General features: G+C 67.1%; 18 protein-coding genes. All 18 read right to left on the bottom strand.

Going from position 1 to position 14,258, the window contains the following annotated elements; translation table 11 throughout:
- Positions 1-36: 36 nt before the first annotated feature.
- The 18 genes from prfB to fabG all read right to left on the bottom strand — a co-directional run bounded on the left by prfB (position 37) and on the right by fabG (position 14,250).
- A protein-coding gene (gene prfB / locus KQH53_17445; GenBank protein ID MCB2228469.1) for a peptide chain release factor 2 occupies positions 37-1,138 on the bottom strand; the annotation gives its coding sequence in 2 pieces (ribosomal slippage) (positions 37-1,068 and positions 1,070-1,138; 1,101 coding nt in all).
- A 3-nt stretch (positions 1,139-1,141) separates the two neighbouring features.
- Positions 1,142-2,710: an apolipoprotein N-acyltransferase gene (gene lnt / locus KQH53_17440; GenBank protein MCB2228468.1), complete on the bottom strand. Its 1,569-nt coding sequence runs from the start codon at positions 2,708-2,710 to the stop codon at positions 1,142-1,144.
- A 7-nt stretch (positions 2,711-2,717) separates the two neighbouring features.
- Complete coding sequence (locus KQH53_17435) at positions 2,718-3,593, bottom strand: hemolysin family protein (GenBank protein ID MCB2228467.1); 876 nt, start codon at positions 3,591-3,593, stop codon at positions 2,718-2,720.
- Positions 3,594-3,670: 77 nt separating this feature from the next.
- Positions 3,671-4,522 carry a 1,4-dihydroxy-6-naphthoate synthase gene (locus KQH53_17430; GenBank protein ID MCB2228466.1) on the bottom strand — a complete coding sequence of 284 codons (852 nt, stop codon included), beginning with the start codon at positions 4,520-4,522 and terminating at the stop codon, positions 3,671-3,673.
- A complete protein-coding gene (gene mqnB, locus KQH53_17425; protein ID MCB2228465.1) occupies positions 4,519-5,217 on the bottom strand; it encodes a futalosine hydrolase in 699 nt (232 codons plus the stop codon). Before mqnB ends, KQH53_17430 begins: the two co-directional genes overlap by 4 nt.
- Positions 5,214-5,861, bottom strand: a complete 648-nt coding sequence (locus KQH53_17420) for a TetR/AcrR family transcriptional regulator (GenBank protein ID MCB2228464.1) — start codon at positions 5,859-5,861, stop codon at positions 5,214-5,216. The genes mqnB and KQH53_17420 overlap by 4 nt, the downstream gene beginning before the upstream one ends.
- A gap of 5 nt (positions 5,862-5,866) precedes the next feature.
- A complete protein-coding gene (gene nusB / locus KQH53_17415) occupies positions 5,867-6,274 on the bottom strand; it encodes a transcription antitermination factor NusB (protein MCB2228463.1) in 408 nt (135 codons plus the stop codon).
- A gap of 29 nt (positions 6,275-6,303) precedes the next feature.
- Complete coding sequence (gene ribE / locus KQH53_17410; protein ID MCB2228462.1) at positions 6,304-6,768, bottom strand: 6,7-dimethyl-8-ribityllumazine synthase; 465 nt, start codon at positions 6,766-6,768, stop codon at positions 6,304-6,306.
- A gap of 8 nt (positions 6,769-6,776) precedes the next feature.
- Positions 6,777-7,991 carry a bifunctional 3,4-dihydroxy-2-butanone-4-phosphate synthase/GTP cyclohydrolase II gene (locus KQH53_17405; protein MCB2228461.1) on the bottom strand — a complete coding sequence of 405 codons (1,215 nt, stop codon included), beginning with the start codon at positions 7,989-7,991 and terminating at the stop codon, positions 6,777-6,779.
- Between the two features lie 61 nt (positions 7,992-8,052).
- Positions 8,053-8,535 carry a GNAT family N-acetyltransferase gene (locus tag KQH53_17400; GenBank protein MCB2228460.1) on the bottom strand — a complete coding sequence of 161 codons (483 nt, stop codon included), beginning with the start codon at positions 8,533-8,535 and terminating at the stop codon, positions 8,053-8,055.
- 30 nt (positions 8,536-8,565) lie between these two features.
- The gene (locus tag KQH53_17395) at positions 8,566-9,219 is read right to left on the bottom strand and encodes a riboflavin synthase (GenBank protein MCB2228459.1); all 654 of its coding nucleotides are present in this window, start codon (positions 9,217-9,219) and stop codon (positions 8,566-8,568) included.
- A gap of 17 nt (positions 9,220-9,236) precedes the next feature.
- Complete coding sequence (locus KQH53_17390) at positions 9,237-9,599, bottom strand: VOC family protein (protein MCB2228458.1); 363 nt, start codon at positions 9,597-9,599, stop codon at positions 9,237-9,239.
- A gap of 25 nt (positions 9,600-9,624) precedes the next feature.
- Positions 9,625-10,710: a bifunctional diaminohydroxyphosphoribosylaminopyrimidine deaminase/5-amino-6-(5-phosphoribosylamino)uracil reductase RibD gene (gene ribD / locus KQH53_17385; GenBank protein ID MCB2228457.1), complete on the bottom strand. Its 1,086-nt coding sequence runs from the start codon at positions 10,708-10,710 to the stop codon at positions 9,625-9,627.
- Between the two features lie 38 nt (positions 10,711-10,748).
- Positions 10,749-11,225: a transcriptional regulator NrdR gene (nrdR, locus tag KQH53_17380; protein ID MCB2228456.1), complete on the bottom strand. Its 477-nt coding sequence runs from the start codon at positions 11,223-11,225 to the stop codon at positions 10,749-10,751.
- Positions 11,226-11,253: 28 nt separating this feature from the next.
- Positions 11,254-11,769, bottom strand: coding sequence for a dCMP deaminase family protein (locus KQH53_17375; protein ID MCB2228455.1), 516 nt, complete (start codon positions 11,767-11,769; stop codon positions 11,254-11,256).
- Positions 11,770-11,821: 52 nt separating this feature from the next.
- The gene (gene fabF / locus KQH53_17370; protein ID MCB2228454.1) at positions 11,822-13,069 is read right to left on the bottom strand and encodes a beta-ketoacyl-ACP synthase II; all 1,248 of its coding nucleotides are present in this window, start codon (positions 13,067-13,069) and stop codon (positions 11,822-11,824) included.
- 86 nt (positions 13,070-13,155) lie between these two features.
- The gene (gene acpP / locus KQH53_17365) at positions 13,156-13,392 is read right to left on the bottom strand and encodes an acyl carrier protein (GenBank protein MCB2228453.1); all 237 of its coding nucleotides are present in this window, start codon (positions 13,390-13,392) and stop codon (positions 13,156-13,158) included.
- 111 nt (positions 13,393-13,503) lie between these two features.
- The gene (gene fabG / locus KQH53_17360) at positions 13,504-14,250 is read right to left on the bottom strand and encodes a 3-oxoacyl-[acyl-carrier-protein] reductase (GenBank protein ID MCB2228452.1); all 747 of its coding nucleotides are present in this window, start codon (positions 14,248-14,250) and stop codon (positions 13,504-13,506) included.
- Between the last annotated feature and the right edge of the window lie 8 nt (positions 14,251-14,258).

Raw genomic sequence — 14,258 nt, 5'->3', positions numbered from 1 at the left:
GGCGGCGCCGCGTGCCGATCTAAATGATTCCCCAGCTTAAGCCTGACTGCGCCAGAGCAGATACCCCTGCACAAAGCTCTCCAGGTCACCGTCCAAGACCGCGTCCACGTTGCCCATCTCCACCCCGGTGCGGTGGTCCTTGACCAAGCGGTAGGGGGCCAAGACATAGGAGCGGATCTGGCTGCCCCAGGCGATCTCGCGCTGGTTGTCGTAGGCCTCCTGCTTTTCGGCCTGGAGCTTCTCCAGCTCCAGCTCGTACAGGCGAGCCTTCAAGACCTTCATGGCCAAATCGCGGTTGCGGTGCTGGCTCTTCTCGTTCTGGCACTGCACCACCGTGCCGGTAGGCAGGTGGGTGATACGCACCGCCGAGGAGGTCTTGTTCACGTGCTGGCCGCCCGCCCCGGAGGCGCGGTAGGTGTCGATGCGCAGATCGTTGTCGTTGATCTCGATCTCGATGTCCTCGTCCACCTGAGGCGAAACCGACACCGAGGCGAAGGCGGTGTGGCGGCGGTGCGAGGCGTCAAAGGGGCTGATGCGCACCAGGCGGTGGATGCCCGCCTCGCCCTTTAGCTGGCCATAGGCCTGGTGTCCGTTGACCTCCAGGGTGGCGCTCTTTATGCCCGCTTCCTCGCCCTCCTGCAAGTCCAGCAGGCGCACCTCGAAGCCTTGGCGCTCGGCGTAGCGGGTGTAGAGGCGCAAGAGCATCTCGGCCCAGTCCTGGGCGTCGGTGCCCCCGGCCCCGGCGTTGATGGCCAGGATGGCGTCGCGGTGGTCGTCCGGCCCGCCCAAGAGGCGCTGGGCCTCCAGCTTGGCCACGCCCTTTTCCAGCTCCTCCAGGTTGGCCGAGACCTCCTTGGCCGCTGCCTTGTCCTGCTCCTCCTGGCTCAGCTCCAGGAGCACCTCGGCGTCCTCGGCCTGCTGGCTCAGCGCGGTCAGGCTCTCGATCCCCTGCTCCAGAAGAGAGCGCTCCTTCATCACCTCCGTGGCGGCGTCGGAGTCATCCCAGAAGCCGTCCTTGGCCATGAGCTTGTCCAGCTCTGCCAGGCGCTCTTTCTTGGACGCGGGGTCAAAGATACTCCTGGAGCAGATTGAGACGCGCCAACAGCCCGTTGAGTTGTTCCTTGAGCTCCTCGTACATGACTCATGCCTCTCTTTTGCGGGCGCGCCACCAGCCGGCCAGCACCAACAGCAGCGCGGCGGCCAGGGCGACTGGCCCGATTATATCCCCGTGGCGGGTGAAAAAGGTCTTCTGTTCCATGAGCGGCACACGGGCGCTTTCCAGGCCTGGGCGGTAGATGCCCGTGGCCTGGCTCACCCGTCCGCTGGGCGACACGAACCCCGATATGCCGGTGTTGGCCGCGCGGGCGCAGGCCAGCCGGTTCTCGATGGCCCGGAGCTGCAAGTGGCTCAGATGCTGATAGGGCGCGCTGGTGCGGCCGAACCAGGCGTCGTTGGTCTGGTTGACCAGCAGCCGGGCCCCGTGCAGGCGCATCTGGCGGGCCAGCTCCGGAAAGATCGATTCATAGCAGATAAGCGGCCCCACCGCCAGGGGCCCCACCATGAGCACCTTGCCCGGGCTGCCCACCGCGAAGTCCACCCCGATTTGGGCCACGGCCCGCACGAAGAACAAGAGCTTGCCCAGGGGCACGTACTCGCCGAAGGGCACCAGGTGCACCTTATCGTAATAGCCCGCCTCGCGGCCGTCCGGGCCGATGAGCCAGGAGCGGTTGCTCACCCGCAGCAGGTCGCCGTCCTTCACCGCGCCCAGGGAGCCCAGCATTACATAGGCCTTGAGCTCCTTGGCCAGCTCCAGCACCGGGATGCTGGGCCGGGCGTCGCGCAAGAAATAAAACGGCGCGGCCGACTCGGGCCACACCACCAGCCAGGGCCGCTCGGGGTTGTCCTGGGCGGCCCGCTTGGTGGCCCGCGCGTGGCGGCCGATCACCTGGGGCCGCAGCTGGCGCTGCCACATCATGGCAAGCGGCACGTTGCCCTGCACCACGCTCACCGCCAGAGTGGGCGCGCTCTTGGCCTGGGCCTCCACCTGGTCCATGCGCTGGGCGCCCCAGAGCCAGCCCGCCGCCACGATGAGGATGGCCAACACCACCGCCGCGCCCCGCCGCCAGTTGGGCGAGTCCGGCCGGGCCGGGAAAACCGCCTCGGCCACCAGGGCGTTGACCAGCACCAGGATGAGGCTCAGGCCGGTGGTGCTCCACAGCTCGGCGCTCTGCACCAGCTCCAGCCGGCTCACCAGGCCCATGGACAGGGGCAGCCAGGGCACCCCGGTGAAGATGAGCCCCCGGGCCCACTCCGTGCCCGCCCACACCAAAGGCGCCAGGATCAGCAGGCTTAGGCCGCCGCGCGCCCCCAGGCTGAGCAGCCAGCAAAATATGCCCAGATAAGATCCCAAATACCAGGCAAAGATGAACAGGGCCAGCAAGGCGGCGGACCAGTGCACCCCGCCGTAGGTGATCATCACCACGATGAGCCAATAGACCAGGCCCATGAACATGGTTATGCCGCCCAGCCAGCCGGCCACCAGCGCCTTCTTGGGCGTCAGACGGCGGGCCAGCCAGAAGAAAGGCACCAGGCCCACCAGGGCCAGGGGCCACAGGTTTATTGGCGGAAAAGCGCAGGCCAATAGCAGGCCGCCCAAAATGGCGGTGATCGCGGCGCCCCGGCCGGGGCGCCATGCAGTCAGTCTGGACATGAAGGGGTCAGTCCCCCGTGTGGGGAGACGGCGGGGCCTGGGGGTCGTGGTGGAGCTGCACTTGGGTGATGCGGCGCTCGTCCGCCCCGGTAACCACCATGCGCAGGGGGCCGTAGCTGACTTCTTCCTGGGTGCGGGGCACCCGGCCCAAGAGGGTGGTGATGAAGCCGCCCACCGTTTCGAAGCGGCCTTCGGGCAGCTCGGCGGGCAGCTCGATGTCCAGGTGCTCGGCCAGCTTCTCGGTCTCCAGGCGGGCGTCCACCAGCAGGGAGCCGTCGGCCTGCTCCATGATCTGGGGCTGCTCCTGGTCGTACTCGTCCACGATCTCGCCCACGATCTCCTCGAGCACGTCCTCGATGGTGACGATGCCGGCGGTGCCGCCGTACTCGTCAACCACGATGGCCAAGTGCACCCGCTTGCGCTTGAAGTCGCTGAGGAGTTGGTCCACCGGCTTGGACTGGGGCACGAAAAATGGCGGGCGGCAGATCTTGGTGAGCGAGACGCCGCCGTTGGCGCAGCCCCAATGGGGCAACAGATCCTTGGCGTGCACCACGCCCACGATGTGGTCCAGGTCTTCGCCGGTGATGGGAATGCGCGAGTGGCCGGAATCCACGATGACCTTGACCGTTTCTGTCAGGGTTGCCGTGGCGTCCACGGTGGCCATCTCGGTGCGCGGCACCATGATCTGCCCGGCGGTGGTTTCGTCCAGGTCGAGGATGGCCTCGATCATCTGGCCTTCCCGCTCGGTGATCAGGCCCTGAGCTTCGCCCTGGTCAACCAGGCCGTGAATCTCGCGCTCGAGCTCTTCTGATGTGTTGGCGCTGTTTCCCCCCAGGGCCTGTTTCAGGCGCTGGAGAAAGCCGCGTCGTGGCTCGGGTTCCAACTTCTCCTCATCCACTGAAGAAATGCCAATCCCCCACAAGGGGTCAGCCTAAATTTATCGTATGCCGGCGGTATTGGTCAAAATTTTTCCTGGCTTGCCAACAGGGGCATTTCGGCAGCGGGCAGCAGGCCTACCTCGCGGCCCCGCCGCATCAGCTCCCGGACCGCGGCCAGCCCCTCTTCCCCCAGCTCTTGGCTGAAGTCGTTGACATAGAGCCCGATGTGGCTGGCCACCACCTCGTCTTGCATCTCCTGGCTGTGGGCCAAGACGTACTCCCGCGAGGCCAGGGGGTTGGCCAAGGCGTGGGCCACGCTGGCGGCCAGCACCTGCTCCAGCTCGCGGGCCGCGGCGGGCCCCAGATCGCGGCGGGCGGCGATGCAGCCCAAGGGGATGGGCAGGCCGGTGGTCTCTTCCCACCAGGCTCCCAGGTCCAGGGGAGCCTCCAGGCCGTGGGCCCCAAAGGTGAAGCGCCCCTCGTGGATGATCACCCCGGCCTCGTACTCGCCCCCGGCCACGGCGGGCATCACCTGGTCGAAGACCATAAAGGCCGCGTCGGGCGGCTTACCCAGATACAGGCTGAGCAGCATGAAGGCGGTGGTGTTGATCCCGGGCACGGCCAGCTTCACCTCGCCCAGGCGGGCCAGGTCAAACCCCGGGCGGCATACCACCAGAGGCCCGCAGCCCCGGCCCAAGGCGGCCCCGGCGCGAAGCAGGCCGTAGCGATCCAAAGCGCGGCCCAAAGCCGGGAAGCTGAGCTTGGTCAGCGGCAGCCTGCCCTCCAGGGCCCACTGGTTGAGCTGCTCCACGTCGGCGAACCTTGCCTCGAACCGCCAGCCCTGGGTGTCCACCAGGCCGTGCATTGCCGCGTGAAAAGAGAAGGTGTCATTGGGGCACGGCGAAAAGCCGAACTGGATCTCGCGGCCGTTCACGCCGGGGCGTCCAGGTTCATGAGGGCCCGCATGGCCGCGCCTGCTCCGGCGGCCACGTCCAGGTCGCGGTCTCCGGCGAGGTTGCTCACCCCGCGCAGGGCGGCGAAAGGCTTGCCATAGTGCAGGGCCACCAGACCCACGGCCGCGCCTTCCATCTCTTCCAGGGCCACGTCCCAGCGCCCGGCAATGGCCTCGGCCGTGGCCGGGTCGCCGCTGATGCGCTCCACCGTGGCGAAGGCTCCCTGCGCCAGGCCGGGGTTGGCCGCCAGGATGAGCCCGGCCAGACCGGGGTCGCAGGGCACCCGGTTGTACACGTCGTTTTTGCCGCGCGCGCCGTACAGGGGAATGCCCACCACGCTCAGCTCGTGCAACCGCCCGTCCTTGGCCACGCCCAGGTCGGCGAATACCGCCTCGGTGGCCAGGGCGGCCTGACCGCGCGCCAGGCCGCTGGGGGCATAAGCGCCGGCGCAGCCCAGGTTGATAACCGCCTGCACCTCGGGCCGGGCCTCCAGGGCGGCGGTGGTGGCCTGGGCCGCGTTCACCTGGCCCATGCCGCTGAGCACCAGGAGCACCTCGCGCCCGGCCAGGCGCCCTTCGAAAGCCGGACGCCGGCCTATGTCGTCGATGGGCCGCAAACGAGGCATGATCAGCCCGGCCTCGGCCCGCATGGCCACTATGAGCAGCCAAGTGCTCATGGACGCACCCCCAGGCCCATGCGCAGGGTGCCCACCAGCCCGGCGGCCAGTTCGGCGGCGCGCTGGGCGTCGGCCGAGCTCAAGCCCAGGCCCGGGTCCATGTGCTCCACGGCCGAGGCCACCAGGAAACGCTCCAGGGTGGCGTCCACCACAAAGGCGGCCAGCTCCAAATCCAGGTCGGGCCTGAGGTCTCCCGCCGCCACCCCATCCTCGAGCAGATCCATGATGTAGTCGTGGCTGAAGATGCGGATGGAGGCCAGCAGGCGCCCGCGAAAAGGAACGTCGCCTTCGAAGACCACGCGCAAATAGAGCTGGAACAGGCGCGGGTTGTTGTCGATGAGCTCCAGCCCGGCCAGGAGGCTTTTCTCCAGGCGGGTGAATACGTCCTGGCCCCGCGTGGCCTCGCGCACCCCGCGCAGGTGGTTCTTCACCCGCTCCACCGCGAAGTCGAAGACCTGGGAGAACAGGCCGGGCTTGTCGCGGAAATATTGAAAGATGCTGCCCTTGGCGATGCCCAGGCGGGCCACCAGGCGGTTCACCGAGGCCCGGGCGTAGCCCACGGCCGCGAACTCGCTCAGGGCCTCGTCCAGGATGCGGTCCTGCTTGTCGGAAGGCAGATTGCGGAAGGTGCTGGAGGGAGGCATGGGCCCTAGCCCCGTGCGGCCATCAGCGAGTCCAACACCGCGTTGATGAAAGCGGGGGACTCGTCGGCCCCGTAGCGTTTGGCCAGCTCCACCGCCTCGTTGATGGCCACCCGGGGCGGCACCGGATCGGCGGCGAAGAGCATCTCATAACAGGCCATGCGCAGGATGTTGCGGTCCACCCGGTCCATGCGCTCCACCCGCCAGCGGCGGCTGGCCGAGGACAGGGAGTCGTCGATGTCCCAGGCCCGCTCGCTGATGCCCATGACCAGCTCGCGGGCATAGTCCCACAGCCGCGCCGGCGCGGCAAAGTTGTCGGCAAAGCTGGCCAGGGCCTCCTCGGCCGATGCGTCCCCGTGCTCCATCTGATAGAGCACCTTGAGGGCCAGTTCGCGGCTCTTGCGTCTTTCGCCCACGGCCCTCGCCTTTGCCGACCGCTTGCGGCCTAGAGGTTTTTGAGCAGGTCCACCATTTCCATGGCGGCCATGGCGGCGTCGGAGCCCTTGTTGCCGGCCTTGGTGCCGGCCCGCTCGATGGCCTGCTCGATGGTGTCGGTGGTCAGCACGCCGAAGATCACGGGCACGCCGGTGTCCAGGGTCACCTGGGCCACGCCCTTGGAGACCTCGGAGGCCACGAAGTCGAAGTGCGCGGTGGCTCCCCGGATCACCGCGCCCAGGGCGATGACCGCGTCGTACTTGCCGCTGGCGGCGATCTTGCGAGCCACCAGGGGAATCTCGAAGGCGCCGGGCACCCACACCACGGTGAGGTTCTGCTCGGCCGCGCCGTGGCGCTTGAGAGCGTCCAGGGCTCCGTCAACCAGCTTGGAGGTAATGAAGTCGTTGAAGCGGGCCGCCACCAGCGCCACCCGCATACCCTTGGCGTTAAGGGTTCCCTCGATTATCTTGGCCATCTCACCCCCTATTCGGCCTCTTCGGCCTGTTTGAGCAAGTGCCCCATCTTGGTGCACTTGGTGCGCAGGTAGGCTTCGTTGTCCGGGCAGGCGGGAATCTCCAGGGGCACCCGCTCCACCAACGAAAGGCCGTAGCCCTCCAGGCCCACCATCTTCTTGGGGTTATTGGTCATCAGGCGCATCTGGCGGACCCCCAGGTCGGCCAGGATCTGTGCCCCGATTCCATAGTCTCGCATGTCGGCCGGGAAGCCCAGGCGCTCGTTGGCCTCCACGGTGTCGGCCCCCTGGTCTTGCAGCTCATAGGCCCGGAGCTTGTTGACCAGGCCGATGCCCCGCCCCTCCTGGCTCATATAGAGCAGCACCCCGCTGCCCTCGTCGTCGATCATCTTGAGGGCGTGGGCCAGCTGGTCGCCGCAGTCGCAGCGGCGGGAATGGAACACGTCACCGGTGAGGCACTGGGAATGCACCCGCACCAGGACCGGCTTTTCCGGGTCGATCTCGCCCTTGACCAGGGCCACGTGCTCCAGGTCGTCCACGTCGTTGGTGTAGCCATAGGCGCGAAACTCGCCGAACTCGGTGGGCAGGCGCACCTCGGCCCGGCGGTGCACAAAGGACTCGTTGCGCATCCGGTAGGAGATCAGGTCCGCGATGGTCACGATCTTGAGATCGTGCTCCACGGCGAACTCCTCCAGGTCCGGCATGCGGGCCATGGTGCCGTCGTCCTTCATGATCTCGCAGATCACCCCGGAGGGGGTGAGGCCGGCCAGGCGGGCCAGGTCCACCGAGCCCTCGGTCTGGCCGGTGCGCACCAAGGTGCCGCCGCGCTTGGCCCGCAGGGGGAATACGTGCCCCGGGCTCACCAGGTCGGCCGGGCCCGCGCCCGGGTCCACTGCGGTGCGGATGGTCACGGCCCGGTCCTGGGCGCTGATGCCGGTGGTCACGCCCTTGCGCGCCTCGATGGACACGGTGAAGGCGGTCTCAAAGGGCGACTGGTTGTCGCGCACCATCAGCGGCAGGCCCAGGCGCTGCACCATGTCCGGGGTGAGGCTGAGGCAGATGAGGCCCCGGCCGTACTTGGCCATGAAGTTGATGGCCTCGGGGGTGCACAGCTCGGCGGCCATGGTGAGGTCGCCCTCGTTCTCCCGATCTTCGTCGTCGACCAGGATGACCATCTTGCCGTTGCGTATGTCCTCGATGGCCTCTGCGATGCTGGCCAGGGGCATGAACTTTCTCCTAACATGATCAGCCGCGCGGGCTGGAAAACTCTACTCTAGTCGGCGGGGCCTACAGCTCCAGCACCAGCTTCTGCTCGATGATGGCGTCGCCCCACTGCTCCACCCGGTGCTCCTCGTCCAGGACGAAACCGGCCTGCTCATAGAGCTTGCGGGCGGCCTCCAGGCCCTGGAAGGTCCACAGGAACAGTCGCCGGTGGCCCGCCGCGCGGGCAAAACCCAGGAGCATGTCCAGCAGGTCGCGGCCCAGGCCGCTGCCCTGCATGGCCGGGTCCACGATGAACCAGCGGACCCTGGCTCCCTCGGCGAACTCGCCGTCCAGAGCCACCGCTCCGGCCAGGCCCTGGGGGCCCCGGGCGGCAACAAAAAAATCGCGGGCCGGGTTGAAGCGGGCCAGAAACTCGGCCAGCTCCCGGCCCACCTGGGACTCGAAGGACAAATCAAAGCCCCAGTTGTCGGCATAGTAGACGGCGTGCAGGCGGGTGATCTCGCCGATCACCCCGGGATAGTAGCCTGTGAACTCCACCCCTTGCACGGCCCCGCTCCTGGGGGCGCCGGCCCCCGGCTACCAGCCCGCGCGCCTCAAGTCCTCGACGCTCAGGCCGGAACGATCCTGGCCATTTTCCGCTTCATCGCGATTCAGCAGCCTGGCCACGTACTTGCCGATCAAGTCGGTCTCAATATTAACAGAATCGCCTTGCTTAGCAAGATTAAGGGTGGTGGCGCTCATGGTGTGAGGAATGATGTTCAGGCCGAAGCGGTCCGGGCCCACCCAGTTCACGGTGAGGCTGATGCCGTCCACGGCCACGGAGCCCTTTTCCACCATTAAGCGCAGGTGCTCGGGAGGGATGGTCACCTCGAAGCGGGTGGAGCCGCCCACCTCCTCGCGCTTGGCGATGGCGCCCACGCAGTCGATGTGCCCGCTGACCAGGTGGCCGCCCAGGCGGTCGCCCAACTGCATGGCCCGCTCCAGGTTCACCTTGGCCCCGGGCCTCATTTTGCCCAGGGTGGTGCGCGAGAGCGTCTCGGCCGACACGTCCACGGTGAAGCCCTCGCCGGTGATGCGGGTTACCGTGAGGCAGGCCCCGTTGATGGCGATGGACTCGCCCAGGACCGTCTCCCCCACCGGCCAGGGCGGGGAGATGCTCAGCACGCTGTCCGGCCCCGAGGGGCTGATGCGCCCCAGGGTGCCGGTGCCTTCCACTAATCCGGTGAACAAGGCCTAACCCCTTTCGTCTAGCCCTTGCGCGACTGCCACAGGCCCAGGACCGCGCCTTGGGGGTCGTGCACCACCGCGAACCAGCCCATGCCGGGAATGGCGGTCTTGTGCTTGAGGATGCGGCCGCCCAGACGCTCCACCCGGTCGCAGGTGGCCGAGAGGTCGTCCACCTCCACGTAGGGGGTCCAGGCCACCGGGGTGCGGGAGCTGGTCTTGGCCATCATGCCGCCCCGCCTCTTGCCGTGGGCTTTGACAATGTAGTAGGGCATGGGAGCCTCGCCAAAGGACTCCATCTTCCAATCGAAAACCTGGCCGTAGAAATCCTTGGCCGCTTCCAGATCGTCGGTGGTCAGCTCCACCCAGCCGAAGCTATCGCCCATGTCTCTCTCCTCATGATGTGTATGCTCAGGTTGCGGGCTCATTTTTCGCTCCAAAGCAAAGCATAACATCATCCCCGAAGCGCCGCATCACGGGCCGCGACACTCGGAAGGCATCGCTCATGGTCTCCACCCCGGGCCCGGCCACCATGGAGGGGGCGCTCGCCCCGCCCACCACCTTGGGCGCGTAGAAGTACATGGCCTCGTCCACCAGGCCAGCGGACCACAAGCCCCAGGCTAGGCCCGCCCCGCCCTCGGCCAACAGGCTGGTGATGCCCCGCGCGCCCAGATCCTTCAGCAAGGCGCTCAGGTCCACCCCGCCCGACTCGCCGGCGGGCAGGCGCAGCACATCGGCCCCGGCGGCAATCAGCCGCTGCTCGTCTTCCCGCGATGCCTCCGGCCCGCAGGCCACCAGGCAGCCCGGCGCTTGGGGAGAGAGCACCTTGGCCGTGGAAGGCAGGCGCAAACGGCTGTCCACCACCACGCGCAGGGGATTGCCTCCCCTTGGCAGACGGCAGGTCAGCTCCGGGTCGTCGGCCAGGGCCGTGCCAGAGCCCACCATGATGGCGTCCATCCAGCCGCGCAAACGGTGCACGTAGCGGCGGCTGGCCGGGCCGGTGACCCACCTGCTGTGGCCCGTGGCCGTGGCGGTCTTGCCGTCCAGGGTGGCCGCGGTTTTCAGGATCACGTGGGGCCGGGCCTTGGTGATGTGGGTCATGAAAAAACGGTGCTCACGCTCGCAGGCCTGGGCCAGGACGCCGGGGGTGACCTCCAGGCCTTGCGCGGCCAAGAACTGCCCGCCGCCTCCAGCCACCTTGGGGTTGGGGTCCGAGGCTCCGTAGACCACCCGGGCGATGCCCGCCTTCTGGATGGCGCTGGTGCAGGGCGGGGTGCGGCCCTGGTGATGGCAGGGCTCCAGGGTCACATAGATGGTGGCTCCCTGGGCGGCCTCGCCCGCGTCGGCCAGGGCGTGCACTTCGGCGTGGGGGGTGCCGGCCTTGGCGTGCCAGCCCTGGCCCACGATGCGGCCATGGGCCACCACCACCGCGCCCACCGCCGGATTGGGCGAGGAAAAGCCCAGGCCCCGGCGGGTGAGCGCCAGGGCCCGTAGCATGAAGTGGGCGTCCATAGGCTGTGGATCGGAAAAAGGCATCAGGCCCCTGGCAGGTCTTCCTCGCGCTGGGCCAGGAGCTTCTTGACCTCGCGCATGAACTCGTCCACGTCGCGGAACTCGCGGTACACGCTGGCGAAGCGCACGTAGGCCACGTCGTCCATCTCCTTGAGCGCGTTCATCACCGCCTCGCCCAGCTCGCGCACCGGAATCTCGCGGGCGCCGCGCTCCTGGAAACCGGTCTCCAGGGCGTCCAGGAAGGACTCCACCTTTTCGATGGACACCGGCCGCTTGTGCAGGGCCTTGAGGATGCCGTTCTTGAGCTTGGCGCGGTCGTAGACTTCGCGGCTGCCGTCCTTCTTGACCACGTAGGTCTCCATCTCCTCCACCCGCTCATAGGTGGTGAAGCGCTGGTCGCAGTCCAGGCATTGACGGCGGCGGCGGATCACCGAGGCGTCCTTGCTGACGCGCGAATCCACCACCTTGTTGTCCAGCTTGCCGCAGTATGGGCACCTCACGAGCTTCCTCCCCTTCCCTCGCCTAAGCCTAGGCCATGGGCAAAACCTTGGGCGCGGCCAGTCCCTGCTTGGCCGCGCGATTCTCCTCGTCGATCCAGTCCTGGGGGTCCAGGTGAATGACCTCCGAGTCGCGCGGCTGCACCACCACCTCGGCGATGCCGGCGTTGATGATCACCCGCCGGCAAAGGAGGCAGGGCTCGGGATGCTTGGTGGGCTTTCCGTCGGCCACCTCAATACCGGCCAGATACAACACCGCCCCCAGGGTCTGAGCCCTGGAGGCGTGAATAACGGCGTTCATTTCAGCGTGCACCGAGCGGCAAAGCTCATAGCGCTGGCCCGGCGGAATGTCCATTTCCTGGCGCATGCACACGCCAAGGTCCACGCAGTTGGCCACCCCGCGCGGCGCTCCGGCGTAGCCCGTGGAGACGATCTGGTCGTCCTTGACGATGACCGCGCCGTAGCGGCGGCGCAGGCAGGTGCCCCGGTGGCTGACTTCGCGGGCCAGATTCAGATAGTAGGCGTCCTTGGATGGTCTGGAGTCCAAATGAGCGAGCCTCCGCTGTATAAAAGCTCCGGCCGCGCCCGGCGCGCCCGCCCTAGGGTTGGTAGACCTTGAACAGGACGCTGGCGTTGGTGCCGCCGAAGCCGAAGGAGTTGCTGAGCACGGTTTTGATCTTGCCCTCGCGGGCCTGGTTGGGCACGTAATCCAGGTCGCATTGGGGATCGGGGTTCTCGTAGTTGGTGGTGGGCGGCATGATCTGGTCGCGCAGGGCCAAAACGCTGATCGCCGCCTCCACCCCGCCGGTGGCCCCCAGCATGTGGCCCAACATGCTCTTGGTGCTGGAGATGGCCAGCTTGTAGGCGTGGTCCCCGAACAGGATCTTGATGGCCTTGGTCTCGGTGGCGTCGTTCAGGTCGGTGGAGGTGCCGTGGGCGTTGATGTAGTCCAGCTCCTCGGGGTTGACGCCGGCGTCCTCCAGGGCCATCTGCATGCAGCGCACGAAGCCCTGGGCCGTGGGGTCGGGAGCGGTCATGTGGTAGGCGTCGGAACTGAGGCCGTAGCCCACCAGCTCGGCCAGGATGGGCACCCCGCGCGCCTTGGCGTGCTCCAGCTCTTCCAGGATCAGCACCCCCGAGCCCTCGGACATGACAAAGCCGTCGCGGTCGCGGTCAAAGGGGCGGCTGGCCCGCTGGGGATCATCGTTGCGCGTACTGAGGGCCCGTGCCGCGCCGAAGCCCGACAGCGTCGTGGCGGTGCAGACCACCTCGGCCCCGCCGCAGACCATAAGGTCGGTGGCGCCGCGCTGGATGTTCTTCATGGCCTCGCCCACCGCGTGGGTGCCCGCCGCGCAGGCGGTGCACACGCAGAGGTTGGTGCCGCGAAGATTGTGGATCATGGAAACTTCGCCCGGGGCCATGTTGCCGATGAGCTTGGGGATGAAGAAGGGGCTCACCCTTTTGTAGCCATCCCGTTCGGTCATGCGGATGGTCTCTTCCAGGGTGATGAGGCCGCCCAGGCCCACGCCCAGGATGCAGCCGGCCCGGGGGGCCACCTCGTCGTCCAGGGTCTCGGGCAAGCCGGCCATTTCCCAGGCCATCTTGGCCGCGCCGATGGCAAAATGAATGAAAGGATCGAGGCGGCGTATCTTCTTTTTGGGCACCCACTCCTCGGGGTCGAAGTCAGGGACCTCTCCCGCGATCTGGGTCTTGAAGGAAGAAACGTCGAACCTGGTGATCGGGCCGATGCCGCTCTTGCCGGCCTTTAGCCCTTCCCAGGTCTTTTCCACGCCGGTGCCCAGCGGCGTCACCAGCCCCAATCCAGTTACGACCACCCTGCGCTGCACGATCACTCCTTAAACGCCCGATGCCATGCCCGCCGGCGGCGCGGAAAAACCGCGCCCGTCCGGGGTCCCTCCCTGGAGCTAGGCTACTACTGCTTCAGTTTCTCGATGTAATCCCAGGCGTCCTGGACGGTCTTGATCTTTTCGGCGTCCTCGTCGGCGATGGAAACGTCAAAGGCCTCTTCCATGGCCATGATCATCTCCACCAAGTCCAAGGAGTCCGCGCCCAGGTCGTCGACAAAAGATGCCTCGGGCACCACGTCCTCGGGGGCCACGGAAAGCTGCTCGCAGATGATCTCTTTGACTTTTGCCTTGATGTCGTCCATGAAACCTATTCTCCCATTTTGTGTCAGGGCCTCGGGGGGCCCGCCGTGTCTTTGAATCCCTATATGTCCGCCGCCCGAAGGCGGCGTTGCCGATCTTCGCCCAAGAGGGCCTTACATCATCATGCCGCCGTTGATGGCGATCACCTGCCCGGTGACGTAGCTGGCAGCATCGGAGCACAGGAAGGCCACCACGTCGGCCACGTCCTCGGGCTGGCCGGCCCGGCCCATGGGGATCATGGCCTTCATGGCCTCCTGAAGCTTTTCGGGGATGGTGTTGACCATGTCGGTCTCGATGAAGCCAGGCGCCACCGCGTTCACCCGCACCCCGCGCGGAGCCAGCTCCTTGGCCGCGGTCTTGGTAAGGGCGATGAGCCCCGCCTTGGAGGCAGAGTAGTTGGCCTGCCCCGGGTTGCCGATCTGCCCGGCGATGGAGGCCAGCCCCACGATGGAGCCGCCGCGCTGTTTCATCATCAGCTTGGCCGCCGCCTGCAAGCAGTAGAAGGCGCCCACCAGATTCACCTGGATGACCTTGTTGAACTGCTCGGCGCTCATGCGCACCAGCAGGCCGTCCATGGTGATGCCCGCGTTGTTGATCAGGTTGTCCACCCGGCCCTGGGCCTCGAAGGCGCCGTTCACCCACGCCTGGCACTGGGCCTGGTCGCAGATATCGAACTTCTGGCCAAAGGCGGTGACGCCCGCGTCCTTGAGCATGGCCACGGTCTGCTCAGCCGCGCTATCGTCGGGGTCGAAGTGGTTGAAGTAGACCACGTCGCCGGCCGAGGCCAGGGCCAGGGCGATGGCCCGCCCGATGCCCCGGGAACCGCCGGTGATCAGATGTACCTTGCCTTGCTCAGTCAAACTGTCGC

The sequence above is a fragment of the Desulfarculaceae bacterium genome (genome assembly GCA_020444545.1).
Lineage (GTDB): Bacteria > Desulfobacterota > Desulfarculia > Desulfarculales > Desulfarculaceae > Desulfoferula.
This window is presented reverse-complemented; position numbering and strand designations above follow the sequence as displayed.